The organism is Novosphingobium lentum NBRC 107847, assembly GCF_001590965.1.
Classification (GTDB): Bacteria; Pseudomonadota; Alphaproteobacteria; order Sphingomonadales; family Sphingomonadaceae; genus Novosphingobium; species Novosphingobium lentum.
In genome coordinates, this window is record NZ_BCTW01000007.1 from 186,091 (window position 1) to 203,993 (window position 17,903).

At 65.6% G+C, this 17,903-nt stretch carries 12 protein-coding genes and 1 pseudogene; 2 read left to right on the forward strand and 11 right to left on the reverse strand.

Annotated elements, in window-relative coordinates; all coding sequences use genetic code 11:
- Positions 1 to 70: 70 nt before the first annotated feature.
- Complete coding sequence (locus NL2_RS08175) at positions 71 to 1,393, forward strand: Hsp70 family protein (RefSeq protein ID WP_068073602.1); 1,323 nt, start codon at positions 71 to 73, stop codon at positions 1,391 to 1,393.
- A gap of 49 nt (positions 1,394 to 1,442) precedes the next feature.
- Here NL2_RS08175 and NL2_RS08180 read toward each other — a convergent pair whose 3' ends face one another.
- Positions 1,443 to 1,685: a helix-turn-helix domain-containing protein gene (locus tag NL2_RS08180; RefSeq protein ID WP_068073636.1), complete on the reverse strand. Its 243-nt coding sequence runs from the start codon at positions 1,683 to 1,685 to the stop codon at positions 1,443 to 1,445.
- 386 nt (positions 1,686 to 2,071) lie between these two features.
- Between NL2_RS08180 and NL2_RS08185 the strand changes: the two genes are divergently transcribed.
- Positions 2,072 to 4,873, forward strand: coding sequence for a DUF3857 domain-containing protein (locus NL2_RS08185; protein WP_068073605.1), 2,802 nt, complete (start codon positions 2,072 to 2,074; stop codon positions 4,871 to 4,873).
- A gap of 135 nt (positions 4,874 to 5,008) precedes the next feature.
- Here NL2_RS08185 and NL2_RS08190 read toward each other — a convergent pair whose 3' ends face one another.
- The 10 genes and pseudogenes from NL2_RS08190 to NL2_RS08235 form a co-directional block, all read right to left on the reverse strand.
- Positions 5,009 to 6,637: a chemotaxis protein CheW gene (locus NL2_RS08190; protein WP_068073607.1), complete on the reverse strand. Its 1,629-nt coding sequence runs from the start codon at positions 6,635 to 6,637 to the stop codon at positions 5,009 to 5,011.
- Positions 6,630 to 8,786 (reverse strand): methyl-accepting chemotaxis protein, encoded by a 2,157-nt coding sequence (locus tag NL2_RS08195; protein ID WP_218006099.1) that lies wholly within the window; start codon positions 8,784 to 8,786, stop codon positions 6,630 to 6,632. Before NL2_RS08195 ends, NL2_RS08190 begins: the two co-directional genes overlap by 8 nt.
- 182 nt (positions 8,787 to 8,968) lie before the next feature.
- Positions 8,969 to 9,733, reverse strand: a pseudogene (locus NL2_RS08200) (cyclase family protein); the annotation flags it as partial.
- A gap of 3 nt (positions 9,734 to 9,736) precedes the next feature.
- Complete coding sequence (kce, locus tag NL2_RS08205; protein ID WP_068073609.1) at positions 9,737 to 10,663, reverse strand: 3,5-dioxohexanoate:acetyl-CoA acetone transferase; 927 nt, start codon at positions 10,661 to 10,663, stop codon at positions 9,737 to 9,739.
- 13 nt (positions 10,664 to 10,676) lie between these two features.
- Complete coding sequence (locus NL2_RS08210) at positions 10,677 to 11,492, reverse strand: nuclear transport factor 2 family protein (protein WP_157083095.1); 816 nt, start codon at positions 11,490 to 11,492, stop codon at positions 10,677 to 10,679.
- Positions 11,493 to 11,502: 10 nt separating this feature from the next.
- Positions 11,503 to 13,044 carry a long-chain-fatty-acid--CoA ligase gene (locus NL2_RS08215; RefSeq protein ID WP_068073613.1) on the reverse strand — a complete coding sequence of 514 codons (1,542 nt, stop codon included), beginning with the start codon at positions 13,042 to 13,044 and terminating at the stop codon, positions 11,503 to 11,505.
- A 2-nt stretch (positions 13,045 to 13,046) separates the two neighbouring features.
- On the reverse strand, positions 13,047 to 14,228 hold the full coding sequence (locus NL2_RS08220; protein WP_068073614.1) for an acyl-CoA dehydrogenase family protein: 1,182 nt from the start codon (positions 14,226 to 14,228) through the stop codon (positions 13,047 to 13,049).
- 27 nt (positions 14,229 to 14,255) lie between these two features.
- Positions 14,256 to 15,134, reverse strand: coding sequence for a 3-hydroxyacyl-CoA dehydrogenase family protein (locus NL2_RS08225; RefSeq protein WP_218006100.1), 879 nt, complete (start codon positions 15,132 to 15,134; stop codon positions 14,256 to 14,258).
- A gap of 7 nt (positions 15,135 to 15,141) precedes the next feature.
- Positions 15,142 to 15,906: a crotonase/enoyl-CoA hydratase family protein gene (locus NL2_RS08230; protein WP_068073615.1), complete on the reverse strand. Its 765-nt coding sequence runs from the start codon at positions 15,904 to 15,906 to the stop codon at positions 15,142 to 15,144.
- Positions 15,907 to 15,912: 6 nt separating this feature from the next.
- A complete protein-coding gene (locus NL2_RS08235) occupies positions 15,913 to 17,859 on the reverse strand; it encodes a flavin-containing monooxygenase (protein ID WP_068073617.1) in 1,947 nt (648 codons plus the stop codon).
- Positions 17,860 to 17,903 lie beyond the last annotated feature (44 nt).

Here is a 17,903-nt window from a genome sequence, read left to right on the forward strand (position 1 = left end):
TCAATTGCGGGATCATGCTCACGCTGGCATAGGCGCCGACCGCTTCTGATTCCCATAAGGACACCACCCCATGCCCGCCAGCACGCCGCCCGTCCGTGCTGTCGGCATCGACTTTGGCACCACCAATTCGGTCATCGCCCGGACATCAGGCGCCGGGGATGCGGAACTTGTCGAATTCGACGCGCCCGATGGCGCCAGCTCGGTCTTCCGGTCGGCCTTGTGCTTCTGGCAGGACGAGTCTGTTCGTGGTGGCTTGGCCCATGAAGCCGGGCCCTGGGCCATCGCCGAGTTTCTGGATTTTCCGCAAGGGTCGCGTTTCCTGCAATCCTTCAAGTCCGTGGCGGCGCGCGCCACGTTCCAGCATGCCAACTTGTTCGAGAAGCGGTTGCGCTTCGAGGAACTGGGACAAGTCTTCCTGAAGCATATGCTGGCGCACGGCGGCGAGCCGTTGCGCGATTTGCCCGAGCGCATCGTGGTGGGGCGGCCCGTGCGCTATGTTGGCGCGCGGCCAGATCCGGCCTTGGCCCGCGCGCGCTATGACGCGATGTTTGCGTTGCTCGGGCGAGAGATCCACTACGTTTACGAGCCATTGGGCGCGGCTTATGGTTTCGCCGCCGGCCTGTCGGATCCGGCCACGCTGCTTGTGGCGGATTTCGGCGGCGGCACCAGCGATTTTTCGATCGTACGCGTCGGCCCGCCGGGCGAGGCGCAGCGGTGTGTTCCACTGGGCTCGGCGGGCATCGGCATCGCAGGTGACAGGTTCGATGCGCGGATCATGGATCAGCTGGTGCTGCCGCTGCTGGGCAAGGGCGGCACTTACAATTCCTTTGGCAAAGTGCTGGATATTCCGGCCGGGCATTTCAGCGATTTCAGCGATTGGTCGCGGCTGGCCCTGATGCGCAACCGGCGGACGCTTGAGGAACTGGCGCGGCTGCAGCGCAGTGCGTCCGATCCCGCCGCGATCGCGCGCATGATCTCGGTGGTTGAAAACGAACTCGGCTATGCGCTGTATGAAACTGTGGGGCAGTTGAAGCGCACCCTTTCAAGCGAAACCCATGGCCGATTCCGGTTTGACGGCCCGGGTCTGGTGATAGATGCCGAGGTGAGCCGGAGCGATTTCGAACGCTGGATCGCGCCGGACCTGGAGCGGATCGGCGAAACCCTCGACGGGGCGCTTGCCAGCGCCGGATTGCAGGCCAGCCAGATCGATCATGTGTTCCTGACCGGCGGTTCTTCGATGATCCCTGCCGTACGCCAGCTGTTCGAACGGCGTTTTGGACAAAGCCGGATCGCCAGCGGCAACGAGCTGACCTCGATTGCCCACGGCCTTGCGCTGATGGGACAAGCGCCGGACCTGAACGATTGGGTCGCGCCGCATGAAGGGCAGGCGTGAACGGCGGCATCGCCGATCTCGCCGGCCTCGTTATTTGCGGGTCGTTCGGCTAAGAGCCAGAAGCCGCAGCGATCTGTCCTTCCGCCGCTGTTGCCTCAGCGATAAGGACGCGCAGCGCTTTTGCGGTGTCGTCCAGAAGACCTTGGCCGACGGGCCGCTCGCCGTTGATAAACCGCCGGATCGCCCGTTCGTCGATGCCGAGGCGGCGCGACGACGCAGTGACACCGCCAAGCACCTGGACGCAATGGGCAAACTGGTCTCGCGGATCCGGCATGGTGACTGACGCGGTCATGGTGGGACTCATTTCGTTTCTGTGGGCGATGATGTTGTCATGCGACTGCGGCAACACCGATGTGCCCGTCAATCCCCGGATGATCTCTGAAGGGCGGCATCGTCATTTCGCAGCGATGGACATCTGTAATGCCTGCGCTGGCGCAACGTCGGTCGGGGTGCGATTGCCGTCGCGCCGCCGATCGAGCCTCTGGCGGCCACTGTCAGGGTCATGTGGGCGCTTCGGTCCGAAGAAGGCATTGGGGGCAGGGCGTAATGCGAGGCAAGCAAGCCGACCGGGAAATCCCGACCGATTCCAGCCATTGACCAAAACCGCATAGTATTTGCGTTCCCACAGGTTATGCCTGTGCAAGTATCGAGCTTGTCTGCTCGGCGGGGGGCTGTGCATTGAAGAAACTGCTGTTGGGTTCGGTTGCGCTGGCGGTGCTGGTTTCCGGCCCGGCTCGCGCAGGCGACAAGCTGCTGACCGGTCCCGAGCCCACCTGGATCACGCCGCCGCCGCCGCAGGCTGCCGGAACCGTGACGGGTGCGGCCATTGCCGTTCCCCGGTTCGATGAGCAGGTGCGGGTCGATGGCGACACCGTCACCGCCTATTTCGACAGCGAGACCAGGGTATCCAGCCCCGAGCAGCTGGCCCGGATGGGGACGTTGTCGATGAACTGGCAGCCCAGCCACGCCGACCTCACGTTCCACCGCATCGAGATCCTGCGCGGCGGACAGGCGATCGATGTGCTCAAGGGCGGCGAAGGCTTTACCGTGCTGCGCCGGGAAGCCAGCCTCGAGCAACTGGTCGTCGATGGCCAGCTGACTGCGGTCAAGCATATCGAGGGCCTGCAGGTGGGCGATGTGCTGCGCATGGTGTTCAGCCTGTCGGAACGCGACGAGACGCTGGGCGGCAACGTGCAGGACGGGCTGCTGCTGCTGCCTGCGCCGGTGCAGATCGGTTATGGCCGCGCGCGGCTGGTCTGGCCCACCGACCGCGCGATCCAGTGGAAGGCGATGCTGCCGGGCATCACCGCGGTGCCGCACCCCATCGACGCGAAATGGACCGAGCTGGTGGTGTCCCTGCCCACGCCCAAGCTGCCCGAAATGCCCAAGAACAGCCCGTCGCGGTTTGGTCCGGTGCCGATGATCATCTTTTCAAGCTTTGCCGATTGGGGCGCTGTCGCCAAGGCGATGGCGCCGCTTTACGGGGTCAAGGGAACGATCGCGCCAGGATCGGACCTCGCGGCCAAAGTGGACGCCATCGCCGCCCGGTCGACCGATCCGTTGCAGCGGATGGCCGATGCGCTCCGTCTCGTGCAGGACGATGTGCGGTATCAGCTGATCGCGCTCGGCACCGGCAACTACGTGCCGCAGGCGCCGGCGGATACCTGGGCCAAGCGGTATGGCGATTGCAAGGCCAAGTCGCGCCTGCTGCTGGCCATTCTCGACCGGCTGGGGATCGCGGCCGAGCCGGTGCTCGCGAATTCGAAACGCGGTGACGCGGTCGCACAGTCCGTCCCCGCCGCCATGGCATTCGACCATGTGATCGTCCGCGCGCGCGTGGGTGGCGAAAGCTACTGGCTCGACGGCACCTCGCTGGGTTCGCGGCTGGCCGACATCCACGACGTGCCACGATTTGGTACGGTGTTGCCGGTGTTCGCGCCGGAAGGCAGGCTGGTGGATCTGCCGCGCCGTGCGCATGCCCGGCCCGACCTCGACATCGACGTCGCCTACGACATGACCAGCGGGCCGCACTTGCCCGCGCCGTTCCGCATGACGCTGCGCTATGCCGGGCTTTATGGCGTTTCCAACCGGGTGGAACCGGGCGCGGATTACGACGAAAAGCTGACCGCCTTTGCCGAGAAGGCCGCGAAAGCCTGGACCGGCAGCGACACGATCGCCAAACCGCAAGCGACCTACGACCCCGTTCTGGCGGTGTGGACGCTGGCCGTCGATGGCGTAGCCTACCCGGATTGGAAATATCGCGACGGCCATTATGGCTTGGCGGTGGCGCCGACCTTGCGCGTGGTGTTCGATGCGGCGCGCGACCGGGCGAGCTGGCGGTCGATTCCCGCCGTGATCGACCAGCCGTGGACGGCGCACAGTCATATCGTCACCCTGCTGCCCGATGGCGGCAAGGGCATGACGGTGTCCGGCAACGAGCCCGCGCGGTTCACGCTCCCCGCCGTCGATTGGCAGCGCTCGGTCCAATTCGGCGGTGCGCAACTGGTCGAGGAGATCACCACGCGCGAGAGCGGCGTTGAAATCCCGCCCGACAGCATCAGCACGACCGGCAGGACCATCGCCGATGCGATGGGCAAGACGACCCACGTCGATCTGGCCCGCAGCTATCCCCAACACTGGGACGACGTGTCGCGCATGCGCACGTCCGCTGCGCTGGCCCGGGTGCGCGCGGTGTTCGACCAGCGCGTCGCCGAAAAGCCCGACGATGCCGGCCGCCTGGCCGATCGCGCGTGGTTCGAGGAACGGCTGTTCGATCGGGCCAGGGCCGAAACGGACTATGGCAAGGCCATCGCGATCGACGCATCGGCCGCGCGCTATCTCGCCCGGTCCCGGCTGCGGGCCGAGCGCGGCGATCATCCCGGCGCGCTCAAGGATGCGCAAGCCGCGTACGATCTGGAGCAGGGCAATGACGAGGCCCGCAATCGGCTGGCCATCGAACTGGCCGATGCCGGCAAGACCGACGACGGCCTCGCGCTGCTTAAGTCCGATCCGGACGTCACCACCGACGATGGCCTGTCCGCGTTCCTGATGCGGATCGACGTGCTGGAAACCGGCAACCGCCATGACGATGCGATCGCGCTGCTGGACGGCGCGCTTGAAAAGCGGGGCAGTTCGGCCGAACTGCGCAACGCCCGCTGCTGGTACGAAGGACTTCGCAACAGCCACCTCGATGCTGCCTTGTCCGATTGCAACCGCGCCATCGAGCTCGCCTCCAATCCCGCCGCCTATCTCGACAGCCGGGCCATGGTCCATTTCCGGGCCGGCCAACTCGATCTCGCACGCGCCGATTACGAAGCCGCGCTCGCCTCGTCGCCCGAACAGTCCAGTTCGCTGTTCATGTCGGGGATCGTGCACACCGCGCTGGGCGACAAGGGCAGGGCCGCGATCGAGGAAAGCGCGGCCCGCACCGTTTTCCCCGACATCGATCACTTCTACCAGCGCTACGGGATCAAACCCTGAGGGCGCCGGTGCAGTACGCCCTGAGGGCGTCGGTGTCGTCCGGCGATTGCTGGCCAGCCCGGCGCAGGCCCACATGGCGAGCACGCGATGGCGATGTTGATCCGGGCGGGCATTGGCGGCGGACGGACAGCCGCGTCAGGCATGACCGCTGAGGACGAGAGCATGTGCCATCTCCGCCAGATCGAGCACGCAGCAAGTGCTGCCATTGTCGATCCGGATCGTGCGTTCCATCATGTTGTGCGGAGTGCGGCGATCCGCCTTGTCACGCGACAACGGCTTGAGCCGCTGCACTACCGCGCGTTCGACCGAGCGCAGCGCATCGACGCGAAATCCCGCGCGCAAGATCTCGGCACCGCGCATGAACCGTGCGACCACGACGAAACGACCTTCGGCCGCGCCGGGAATGTGCAGATGGCTGCCCAGGTCGATCAGCGGAACCGCTAGCCCGCGGCGCGAAAACAGGCCGATCATGCCCGTGCCGCCATCGGGCAGCGGGACGACATCGAGCGAGGCGGGCAGTATCTCGTCGACGATGTCGAGCGGCACCGAAAAATCGCAATCGCCCAGCCCGAACACAAGATAGGGTTTGCGCGCGTCCGCACCCTCAGCGCCCTCGGCAGGCTCGGCGGTTGTCGTAACCTTGGTGCATTGCGCGCTGACGCTTGCCGCGCTCAAGGCACCTTTGCTGGCGCCGGTACCGGGTCTTTGCTCGATCGTTCCGAGCTGGCAAAGCCGTGCATCCTGCTTGAGCCGCTCGGCGTCGAGCAGCAAACACGAACCTTCGCCGCGCTGGACCAGGCCGCGCGCAAACCGGGTGCCCGGCGTGCCTTGTGGCAGCAGCGTGACCGCGTCGGCATCGAAACGCACGATATCGTCGACCGAATCGATCAGCAGCGCGACCAAGCCGAATCCGGGGCCAGCACCGGTGGATTCAGACGCTTGCGGTGGTGTGGTCCGCAGGACAATCGCGGCGCCGCGACGCCGGCCCGGTTCCATCGCGCCGTGGCCGAGCAGCGCCACGGTATCGACCACCGGGATATCGGCGCCCTTGTAGGGCAGCATGGCGATCCACAGCGAATCCTCGACCGGCGCCGGGACCAGGTCCTGCCACGGCAGCGTGGCGTCGACGCAGCCGGTCGGCAAGGCGCAGCGCAAGTCGTTCAGCGTGAACACCAGCGTGGGTTCATCGACCATTCGCGCGCGGTTATGCTGCCCCGCCCGATCGTCAGAACGCGGCAAGCCGGGCAGGCCACAGACCGCGTCGAGACCGAGCAGCATCCCGCGCCGATCGCCCTGATGGAAGGTGGACGACACCAGCGGGCGCGCGGTCGTGTTCTCGCAGGATAATGCCGCGCCGATCGAAAGCGCGCCGATCGCGCTGTCATCGATCAGGCTGACGCCTTCGATTCCTTCGGCCAGCACGCCGAACACCTTGCCCTCGTGCCGCAGGATCACCGCAATCGGTGCTGCCGCGTCAACGGTAACCGCCGTGCTGGCGGCCAGCGCGCGGGTCAGGTCGAGCACCGGGATCAGTTGCCCGCGCAAGTCGATCGCGCCGACCACGTCGGGCCGCGTGGCCGGGAAGCGATCGAGCGTGGCGGGGCAGGGCACCACCTCGCGGATCGCGATGGCCGGGATGGCGACACACAGCCCCGCGAGGCGGATCAGGCCGAACAGGCCGCGCGCCGGGTCGGTGGCATCGGCGTTCATCGTCGGGGCTTCGTCGGTCCCGAACGGGGTATCGCCGTCCGCTGCCTCAAGCATTGCCTTTGGTCGCGGCCACGAGTTGCGAGACCAGATCGACCACTTCGCCCGAGACCACTTCCTGCGCGGCGGCGAGACCATTGATCGCCTCGATCGCATCGCTGGTCTGGTGGACACTGGTGACGATGTGCGCGAAGGCATCGCGGGCATGGCGCGAACGCCCCGTGCCTTCGACGACCCGCGTGTTCGATTCCTCGATCAGCCGCGAAATGTCGCGCGCCGCGGTCGAACTGCGCTCGGCCAGCTTGCGCACTTCGCCCGCGACCACCGAGAAGCCCACGCCGTGTTCACCGGCGCGGGCGGCCTCGATTTCGGCATTGAAGGCCAGCAGGTTGGTCTGGCCCGAAATCTCGCTGATGATCCGCACGATCTCGGCGATTGCGGCGGCCGATTTCTGGATCAGTTCGATCGCTTCGATGGCGGCGCCGAGCGTTTCCTGGCCCTGTTCGGCATTGACCTTGGTCTGCAACGACAGGCTGCGCGCCAGCCCGGTCGATGCGGTGATCTCGTGGATGGAATGCGACAGCCGGTCCGAAAGTCCGTCCATCTGTGCCGCGCGCTGGGTGATCGCCTGCTCCATCTTGACCTGTTCGGTGACGTCGAAGGCATATTTGACGATCCGGCTGGGCTGGCCCTGCAGGTCCATGATGGGATTGTAGGTCGCCTGGATCCAGATATCGCGATCGTACTTGCCCACCCGGTGGAAGCGCCCGGCGTGAAATTCACCGGCGTTCAGTTTCAGCCAGAAGTCGCGGTAGTCCTGGCTGCGGATATAGTCGGGCGAACAGAACATCGAATGGTGCTGCCCGATGATCTCGCGCAGCGAATAGCCCAGGGTGCGCAGAAAATTGTCGTTGGCGCTGACCACCTTGCCGTCAAGATCGAACTCGATCACGGCAAGGCTGCGGCCGATGGCATCGACCTTGGCGACGAATTCGTTGTTGCGGACCTTTTCGCAAGTCACGTCGGTAGCGAATTTGACCACCTTCACCGGCTTGCCGTTGGCGTCGAAGATCGGGTTGTAACTCGCCTGGATCCACACTTCGTGGCCATCCTTGCGCAGCCGCTTGTATTCGCCGGCATCGAATTCGCCGCGCGCCAGCTTGTCCCAGAACGCCAGGTAGGCTTCGCCTTGCGTGGTTGCCGGGTCGCAGAAGATGCGGTGGTGGCGCCCGATCACCTCATCGAAGGTGTAGCCCGTCAGGTTGAGGAAATTCGGGTTCGCAGCCAGCACGTTGCCCGCAAGATCGAACTCGATGATCGCCTGCGCCCGGTCGATCGCGCGGACCTTGCCTTCGTGTTCGGCATCGATGCGCCGCTGGTCGGTGATGTCGTGTGCGAACTGCACGATCCGGCGCGGCTTGCCGTTGAGATCGAGGATCGGGCTGTAGACCGCGCGGATCCACACTTCGCGCCCGTCGGTCGCGCGCCGCTTGAACACGCCCGAGACGAAGTTGCCCTTGGTCAGCGTGCTCCAGAATGCGGTGTAGTCATCGCACTCGGCATAAGCCCGATCGCACAAGTCCTTGTGCGTCATGGTGTGCTCGGTGCCGGGCTCGATGCCCTTCATCTCAAGGAACAGCGCGTTGGCCGCCACGATCCGGCCCGACAGGTCGAATTCGACCACAGCCTGCGACTTCTCGACCGCATCGATCTTGCCGATCGCGGCCAGCGCTTCGATCTGGCGCTGGGTGACATCCATCGCCACCTTGACGATCTTGACGGGGTTGCCCGCCTCGTCGAGCACCGGGTTGTAGCTGGCCTGAAGCCAGATTTCGCTGCCGTCCTTGCGCAGTCGGCAGAATTCACCCTGCTGGTTGCGGCCTTCGCCCAACTGCTGCCAGAACTGGTGGTAGCCGGCCGACGCGGCAAAAGCCTTGGTGCAGAACAAGCGGTGGCTCTTGCCGACCAGTTCCTGCGCTTCGTAGCCCAGCGCATTCAGAAAATTGGCGTTGGCGCGCAGGATGGTGCCCGCAAGATCGAATTCGATCACCGCGAACGCGCGCTCGATCGCCGCCAGCGTATCGTCGTCGCCGTGCGCTATTGGCCCCAGGATCGGGGTCGCATCCTCGGTGTCGATCTTTTCAATTTTCATGTGCGGGCTGCCCGTGTCGATGGTGGTCTGCGGCCCGTTTACCAACTTCCCCATCACAACGCTTTAAAGTGCCACTCAGCAGACTACTTAGCTGGACCATCAGTATTCTGTTTTAACACGATATTGTTCTGTTCCTGGCCGGGGCCAGGCCCATCTTCGGCCAGGCCGTCATGGTGAACGCGCGCGGCGTCAGGAAGCGTGCAATCGGTATCGCCGCGTTGGTCGAGCATGTTCAGGATCGCGACGGCGCGGGTCCAACCCGCCGAGGCATCGCGAATTTTGACGGGGAAACAGGATATCGTGAAGCCGCTGGGGGGCAAGGCCTCGAGATTGTGCAGCTTTTCGAGGTGGCAGTAGCCGATGTCGCGGCCGGCCTTGTGGCCTTCCCAGATCAGGCCCGCGTTGCCCGTCGCCTCATAGCGTTCCTTGGTGTGGACAAACGGTGCGTCCCAGCTCCAGCCGTCGGTGCCAGTCAGCCTCACGCCGCGTTCGAGCAGGTACATCGTCGCTTCGTAGCCCATGCCGCAGCCGGCGGTGACGTAGTCGTCATGGCCGTAGCGCAAGCCGGCCGAGGTGTTGACGACGACGATCTCGAGCGGTGCCAACGTGTGGCCGATGCGCGCCAGTTCCGCCTCCACGTCGGCGGCGGTGACGACGTAACCATCGGGAAAATGCCGGAAGTCCAGCTTGACGCCGGGTTGCAGGCACCAGTCGAGCGGAACCTCGTCGATCGTGATCGCACGTTCGCCACGGTTCATCGTCGAGGCGAAGTGGTAGGGTGCATCAAGGTGCGTGCCGTTGTGCGTGATCAGCTCGATCCGCTCGATCGCCCAGGCCTCGCCATCGGGCAAGTCGGCGGCCTCAAGCCCGGGGAAGAACTGGGTCAGTTCGGGGACCGAGGTCTTGTGGTCGATGTAGTGGATTTTCGGCCGGTAGGGCGGCGGGTCCGAGACCACGTCGTTTTCGAGGTAGATCGACAAGTCGATGATGGTGCGTGCCATGCCCTAGAACTCCACCCGATCGCCGCCCTTGAGCCTCAGCATTGCGCGCGCTTCGACCGGGGTGGCAGGTTCATGGCCCATTTCCCGCAGGATGCGCACGATCTTGGCAACTTGCTGGGCGTTGGACGTTGCGAGCACGCCGCGTTCGATGAACAGGCTGTCTTCCAGACCCACCCGCACGTGACCGCCGAGCAGCGCGGCCTGCGTCAGGAACGGCATCTGGTGGCGTCCGGCGGCGAGCACGGACCACTGGAAGCTGTCGCGGCCGAACAGCCGGTCGGCGGTCGATTTCATGAACATCAGGTTTTCAAGATCGGGGCCGACACCGCCGAGGATCCCGAAGATCATCTGGATGAAGAACGGCGGCTTGACCAACCCGCGATCGACGAAGTGCGCCAGGTTGTAGAGGTGGCTCAGATCATAGCATTCGTGTTCGAACCGGGTGCCCGCGTCGCTCAGGCTTTCCATGATGAAGGCGATGTCGCGGAAGGTGTTGCGGAAGATGTAGTCGTCCGAATTGACGACATAATCGCGTTCCCAATCATGCTTCCAGCGATCGATCCGCGCGGCTGCGGGGAAGAACGCGAAGTTCATGCTGCCCATGTTGAGCGAACACATCTCCGGCTTGAACGCCATGGCGGCTTTCAGCCGATCCTGCACTGCCATCGTTGCGGAGCCGCCGGTGGTGATGTTGACCACGGCATCGGTGCGCTGGCGGATCGCGCCCAGAAACTGCGAATAGACCGCCGGTTCGCCGGTGGGTGCACCCGTGGCGGGATCGCGCGCGTGGAGGTGGAGGATGGCAGCCCCGGATTCGGCCGCCGCGATCGACTGTTCGGCGATCTCCTGCGGTGTCACCGGCAGGGCATCGGACATCGTCGGGGTGTGGGCGCCGCCGGTGACCGCACAAGTGACGATGATCTTGGCCATGGTGCTCTCGCTCTCAGCGTCGCGATTGGTCGAGGAGATGGCGATGCAAGCCCAGCCGGTCGGCGGAAACCTGCACGCGCGTCACGTCGCCTGATGGATCAAGCGTCATCATTCCGGCCATCGGCAACGTCACCTCCCGCCCGGTCAAGCCTGCATCGACGTCGGCAAATCCGCCTGCGTAGCTGCCATGACACGTGACGTGAAAGCCCGCGCGGTTGCCGGCGGTGAACAGCATGTTGACCGTCAGGGCGGAAGGTACGATCAGCTGGCCCAACGCCGGGCCGCCCGCGCAGATCGTCTCGACATGGGGTCGCTCCAGCAGGGAGCCGGGCACCGCCAGAAACGCACGCGCGGCCGCTTCGGTGCTGGCGTCCGGTGCCAGAGCCGGCTCATCCCACGGGGCCTGATGTGGCGGCAAAACCTGATCGCAGACGCCCGACTTCAACTGCCGCTTGCGCGCGAAGTAGTCTTCCTCCGCCCAGCCGTGCCGAAGTCGGCCCGCGCTGGTGGTGAACAGCGTAATGCCGCCCCACGCGGCGGCATGGCCGGGCGAGCGGATCGAAACGCCGTGCTCGGTAAAGCGCATCGCCATCGCGTCTTCACCGATGATGACATCGTGCACGGTGACGCACAGGCCCGGAAACTGCTCCAGCTGGGCCAGCGTGGCCGGAAGGTAGGAACCGTCGCGCCCGTCGAACAGATGGCCGCCGATCGACAGGCGATAGCCGGGATCCATGATCCGTTGCGCGGCGGCAGCGTTGTGTGCGGTCAGGAAATCGACCGCGAAGCCGCGCAGCAGGCAGGCGGCAGGATCGATCGTACCGGTCATGATGCGCGCTTCATCCATCGGTTTGAGCCGGGCCGTCGCCCGACTGGTCGATCAGGCGCAAATCGCGTTTGAGCAGCTTGCCCGATGCGTTGCGCGGCAAGGCAGCAACGAACACCACCGAAGTCGGGCATTTGTAGCGCGCCAGCCGCTCGCGGGTAAACGCGATCACGTCTGCTTCGCTGGGCGACTGACCGCCGCTTCGGGTGACGACATACGCGCGGGGTGTTTCGCCCCAGTGCGCGTGCGGTGTGCCGATCACGCCGACTTCGGCGATCTGCGGATGGGCCAGCAGGACGTTTTCGAGTTCGGCCGGATAGATGTTCTCCCCGCCCGACACGATCATGTCCTTGTACCGGTCGTGGATGTACAGATAGCCATCGGCGTCCTGCCAGGCCGCATCCCCGGTGCACAGCCAGCCGCCGGGATCGACCGTCGCCGATGTTTCGGCGGGCTTGTGCCAGTACCCGGCCATGTTCATCGCCGACCTGATCCGGATTTCGCCGACATTCCCTGCGGCAGCGCGCTCACCCGTAGCCGGATCGACGATGATCACGTCCACCCACGGAAAGGGTTTGCCGCACGAGCGCAGGCGCTCGGGGTGCGGCCCGTCGGGGTCGTGATCCTGCGGTGCCAGCGATACTACCGTTCCGCTCGTCTCGGTCATGCCATAAGCGTGGGTGAAACGGCACCCGAACGCCGCCATGGCGCGCCGGAGCACACTTTCGCCGATGGGTGAGGCGCCGTAGATCATGCGTTCCAGGCCGGCCGGGGCCGCGCCGCCCTGCTCGGCATGGTCTACCAGGCGCTGGATCACGGTCGGGACGAAGAAGGCATGCGTCACGCGATGGCGCGCGATCAGGTCCATCACCGCGGCGGCGTCGGGTTGCTGCATCAGCACGGTGTGGCCGCCCTGGCTGAGCGCCATCATGCCGTAACCGATGCCCCCGATGTGAAACAGCGGCATGGCAACAAGGTTCACGCTATCGGCAGTGAATTCCCACGCCTCGGCGGCGATGCGGCCGTTGTAGGCGTGGCTCTCGTGGGTGAGCATGACCCCTTTGGGCACGCCGGTGGTCCCGGATGTGTATAGCAGCAACAGCGCATCGTCGGGCGCGTGCGGCACGGCGGGATCGGTATCGCCCCCCGCATCGCGCCACGCCGCCCAGTCCGCGCCGAGTTCGATCTGGCAGGGCAGCGCCGGTGCATCGCGCAGCAGCGGCACGAGGTCGGGCGCGACCAGCATCAGCGACGGCGTGCCATCGGCGAGGATGCCGGCGATTTCGGGTGCCGACAGCCGCCAGTTCAGCGGCATCATGATAGCGCCGATCTTGGCGCAGGCGAAGAACAGTTCGTAAGTCGCCGTTGCGGTGCGATCGAGGATCGCCACGCGGTCACCGGCCCCGACGCCTTCAGCGGCGAGCGCATTGGCCAGCCGGCTGCTGCGCTGATGCAGGTTCGCATAGCTCAACAACTCGTCCTCGTGCGCAAGGCACCGCGCGTCGGGCGTTTCCGAAGCGAAGTGCCGCAAAAGATCGACGAGGTGCGGGGTCATGGTCAGTAGCTCTTGGGCAGGCCCAGACTATGCTGCGCTACGTAATTCAGGATCATCTCGCGGCTGACCGGCGCAGTCTTGTGCAGTCGGGCGATGAACCACAAGTCGGCCAATCCGTACTCGAACGACAAGCCGTTGCCGCCGTGGACCTGGATCGCCTGGTCCAGCGCCTTGAGCGAGGATTCGGCCGCCAAAAACTTGGCCATGTTGGCCGCTTCCGCCGCATCTTCGCCCTGATCGTAAAGATCGGCAGCGCGGGCCGCCAGCAGGCGCGCAGCCTGCACCCCGATGTAGGCTTCGGCCAGCGGATGCGCGACGCCCTGATGCGCGCCGATCGGCGTTTTCCACACGCTGCGGTCGCGCGCGTATTGTGCCGCCTGTGCCAGCGCAAAGCGCGAGATGCCGTTGTTGATCGCGGCGGCGGAAACGCGTTCGGGGTTCAACCCGACGAACACCTGCTTGAGCCCGGCGCCGCGCTCTCCCACCAGCGCCTCGGGCGCGAGTTCGACATTGTCGAAGAACACGAAAAACTGGCGCTCGGTGGTCCGCACCGCAGCGTCGATCTGCTGCAGGGTGATGCCCGGTGTATCGGTCGGCACGACGAACAGCGACAGCGCCGAACGCCCTTCCTCGACCGGGATATCGCCATCGCGCGCAACGACCATCACCGCTTCGGATTCATCGATGCCCGACGTCCAGTACTTCGCGCCGTTGAGCACCCACCCCTTGTCGGTCCTGTGTGCGGTCGTGGATACTTTGTGGGTGTTTGAGCCGGCATCGGGTTCGGTAATGCCGAACGCCATCTTCAGCGTCCCGCTGGCAAGGCCCGGCAGCCACTTGTTCTTCAGGTCTTTCGATCCGAACCCGGCGATGATCGGCGCGCAGATCGATGCGATCACCAGCGACAGCATCGGGCAGCCCTGCGCCGCGCATTCCTCGATCACGATGTACAGTTCGGCCAGCCCGCCGCCCGTGCCACCGTACGCTTCGGGGATGTGAACGCCCAGGAACCCGGCTTCGCCCAGTTCCTTCCACAGTGCGTCGGGCTGGGTGCCTTTCGCGACCATGTCCTGGAAATACTTACGCCCGTACTTGCCCACCAGCTTGCCCACGCTTTCGCGCAAGGCACGGTGGTGGTCGGCCGTATCCACGAGCGGCGAAAAGAACATCGGTACAGCGGACATCTCGGGACTTCCTCTTCTCAAATCGGTTCAGGCGGGCCAGGCGAAAAAGCCCTGGCCCGATTTTGCGCCCAGCTTTCCTTCAGCGACCATGCGGGTCAGCAGAGCAGGCGGGGCAAACCGGTCGCCGTGCGCGGCTTGCAGCGTGCGCGCGATGTCCAGCCGGACATCGAGCCCGACGATGTCGCTCAGCCGCAGCGGACCGACCGGGTGACGATAGGCGAGTACGGCGGCGCGATCGATGTCCTCGGCACTGGCAACCCCGCTTTCGAGCATGCGCATGGCTTCGAGCGAGGCGATCAGATCGAGGCGGCTGGTGGCAAAGCCCGGCACGTTGCGCACCGTCAGCGATTCCTTGCCCAGCCGGGTGACGAACGCGCGCGCCTGTTCCAGCGCGACTTCGGACGTGGCATCGCCGCGAACCAGTTCGACCAGCTTGATCGACCACACCGGGTTGAAGAAATGCATGCCGAGAAACGCCTGGCGATCGGTTACCGCCTCGGCCAGCCGGTCGATCGATAGCGCGCTGGTGTTGCTGGCGAGCAGGCGGGGATTGCGCGCTGCCGAACGCGCCAGCACATCGAGCTTGAGGTCTAGCCGTTCGGGCACCGATTCCACGATGAGGTCGAGCCCATCGGGCAGCGCTTCGATCGAAGCGACGCGGTCGATGCGGCCGATCAGCGCCTCACCTTGCGCGGCGTCCAGCTTGCCGCGACCGATGGCCGAGGCGACCGCATCGCGGATGGTCGCCCGCAGCGTATTGACCCGGCGATCGTCGGGTTCGACCAGCAGCACGTCATAGCCTGCCTGCGCCGCGACATAGGCGATGCCGACACCCATCGTGCCACCCCCCAGGACCGCCATCCGATCCGCCATGCCGCGTTCCCGTTCCAGAGTGTTGTCCGCCATCGCTTCGCTACCGCCCTGTCCATACGGGCGCGCGCTTTTCGGCAAAGGCACGGGCGCCCTCCTGCGCGTCGTCCGATCCGATGACCGCTTCGGCGAGCGGCCGCTGGCGGTCCCAGACGCCGTCCATCGGCCAGTCAGCGGATTCGCTGACGATGCGCTTGGTCATTGCCACCGACAGCGGGGCGTTGGCGGCGATCTGCGTGGCCAGACGCAGCGCCTCTGCCAGCGCGCCGCCCGATGGCACCAGCCGGTTCACCAGCCCCCAATTGTGCGCCACCGGCGCCGCCATCCGCTCGCCGGTCAGCGCATATTCGAGCGCGATCGCGGGCGGGATGCGCCGGGGCAATCGCACCAGCCCGCCCGACCCGGCGACAAGGCCGCGCGCCACTTCGGGCAAGCCGAACCACGCATCTTCGCCGGCGACGATCAGGTCGCAGGCCAGCGCCAGCTCGCAGCCCCCGGCCAGCGCAAAACCCTCGACTGCGGCGATCAGCGGCTTGGCCGGTGATCGCTCGGTCAGGCCGCCGAACCCGCGACCCTCCAGTTCGGGCCGTTCGCCGTCGACGAACGCTTTCAGGTCCATGCCCGAACAGAAGTTGCCGTCCTGCCCGGTCAGGATCCCGACACGAAGCTCGGCGCTGGCATCGAGCGTGTCCAGCGCCGCCGCAATCGCCTCCGACACCGCGCGGTTGACCGCGTTGCGCTGGCGCGGGCGATTGATCGCAATGACCAGCACCGCGCCGTGCCGTTCGATCAGGACGGGATCGGTCATCGGCGCCTATCCCGCCTTGGCCGCAGGCGCGGCGTTGGCGCGGAGCGGCGTGCAGATGTAGTCGGACAGATCGGCGGTTTCGGTCATCCCCCACACGTCGATGATGCGGAACGGGTTGTTTACGACGATGCGGCCCTTGGAATTCTGGCAGTAGTTTTCGACGCCGGGATACGTCCAGATCATCCGCGAATGGATGCTGTCGACCTGCTCATTATAGGCATCGTGCACGTCCTGGCGGACATCGACGGTGGCGATCCCGTTTGCGAATATCTGCTCCAGCAGCGACATCACGTAATGCATCTGCCGTTCCAGAACGGTGATCAGGCTGCCGCCGTGGCCGAACTGGGTGTTGGGGCCGTAAAGGCAGAACAGGTTGGGATAGCCCGGAACCACCGTGCCGAGGTAGGCGCGCGCATCGTCGCCATCCCAGTCATCGTGAATGTCGCGGCCGCCGATACCGGTGATCTTCATCGGCGCCAGCAGGTTGACCACGTCGAACCCGGTAGCCCAGATGATCACGTCCGCCGGGCGCTCCACGCCATCGCTGGTGATCACGCTGTGCGGCCGGACTTCGACCACCGACCCGTTGACGTGGTCGACGTGGCTGCGAGTGAGCGCGCGGAACCAGCCGTTGTCGAGCAGCATCCGTTTCCCGAACGGCGGATACTGCGGCAGCACGTCGGGCAGCAGGTCCTGCCGGTCGCCCAGTTCCGCCGTCATGTACGAGGTCAGGTGGCGGCGATGGGCTTCGTTGATAGGGTTGATCGAACGGCCCTGGCCCTGCCATGCCGGATCCTGCTGCAGGGCATCGTACAGCTTGTCGTTGAACGCCCAGCTCAGCCGCAGGCGATACCACAGACGGTAGAGCGGGACTTGCCGGAGCAGATCCTGCAGCGGGCCGGGAATCGGCTGCTTGAACTTGGGAAACGGCGCAACCCATTGGGGCGTGCGCTGCACGACGGTGAGCGAGCCGACCTCGTCGACTATCGCCGGGGCGACCTGCATCGCGCTGGCGCCGTTGCCCACCAGCACGACGTTGCGCCCGCCAAGGTCCAGCCCGGCATCGGGATAGCGCGCGGTGTGGACACTCGGCCCGTCGAACAGGGCAAGTCCCGGGACATCGGGAATGCGCGGCTTGTTGAACGCGCCGACGCCGCTGATCACGATGTTGGCGTGCAGCGTTTCACGCTGCCCGCCCTTGGTCTGCACGTCGGCCTGCCATGTGCCGCTGCCCTCATCGAACCGGGCTTCGATCACCTCCACGCCGAAGCGAATGTGGCGGCGCACGTCGAATTCGTCCGCGACATGTTCGAGGTACTGATGGATTTCGCGGCTGCCCGCAAAATAGCGCGACCACGGGTAGGGCGCGAACGAAAACGAATAGAGATGGCTCGGCACGTCACAAGCCGCGCCGGGATAGCGGTTGTCGAACCACACCCCGCCCAACTCCTCGCGCCGCTCGACGATCATGTAGGGCACGTTGGCGGCGGCGAGCTGGACGGCTGCGCAAAGCCCGGAAATCCCGGCGCCGATGATCAGTGCGCTGAACCCCGGCGGTGGCGAGGCCAAGTCCTCCGGCAAGGGTGACAGGCGCAACTCGTGCCGGATGATCGATGCGTATTCCGACGGGATCGTCTCGCCCAGCGTCACGCTCATCATCTCGAGCAGCAGATCGTCGGACGGGTTCGGCATCGCCAGCGGGCGGCCGTTGAACCACGCGGTCAGCGCATCGAACGCGGCGTCCTTGATCTCCTGCTGGACTGTCTCAGGCAGGCCGCCGTCGTCGTTGTCCTCAAGCCCGCGCGTGCGGGTGGGGACATAGTTTCCCTCGATCCAACGCCGATCGCCGGTCAGCTGCACCAGGATGCAGGCCAGCGTCGGGACATTGGCAGTGGCGATGGCGGCCTGCAGCCACGCGCTGTCTGGAACTGAAGGGGTGCTGCCTGCTGTCACGACTGTCGTCTCGATTCGAAAAGGTGGGAGCAGCCGGGACGGTC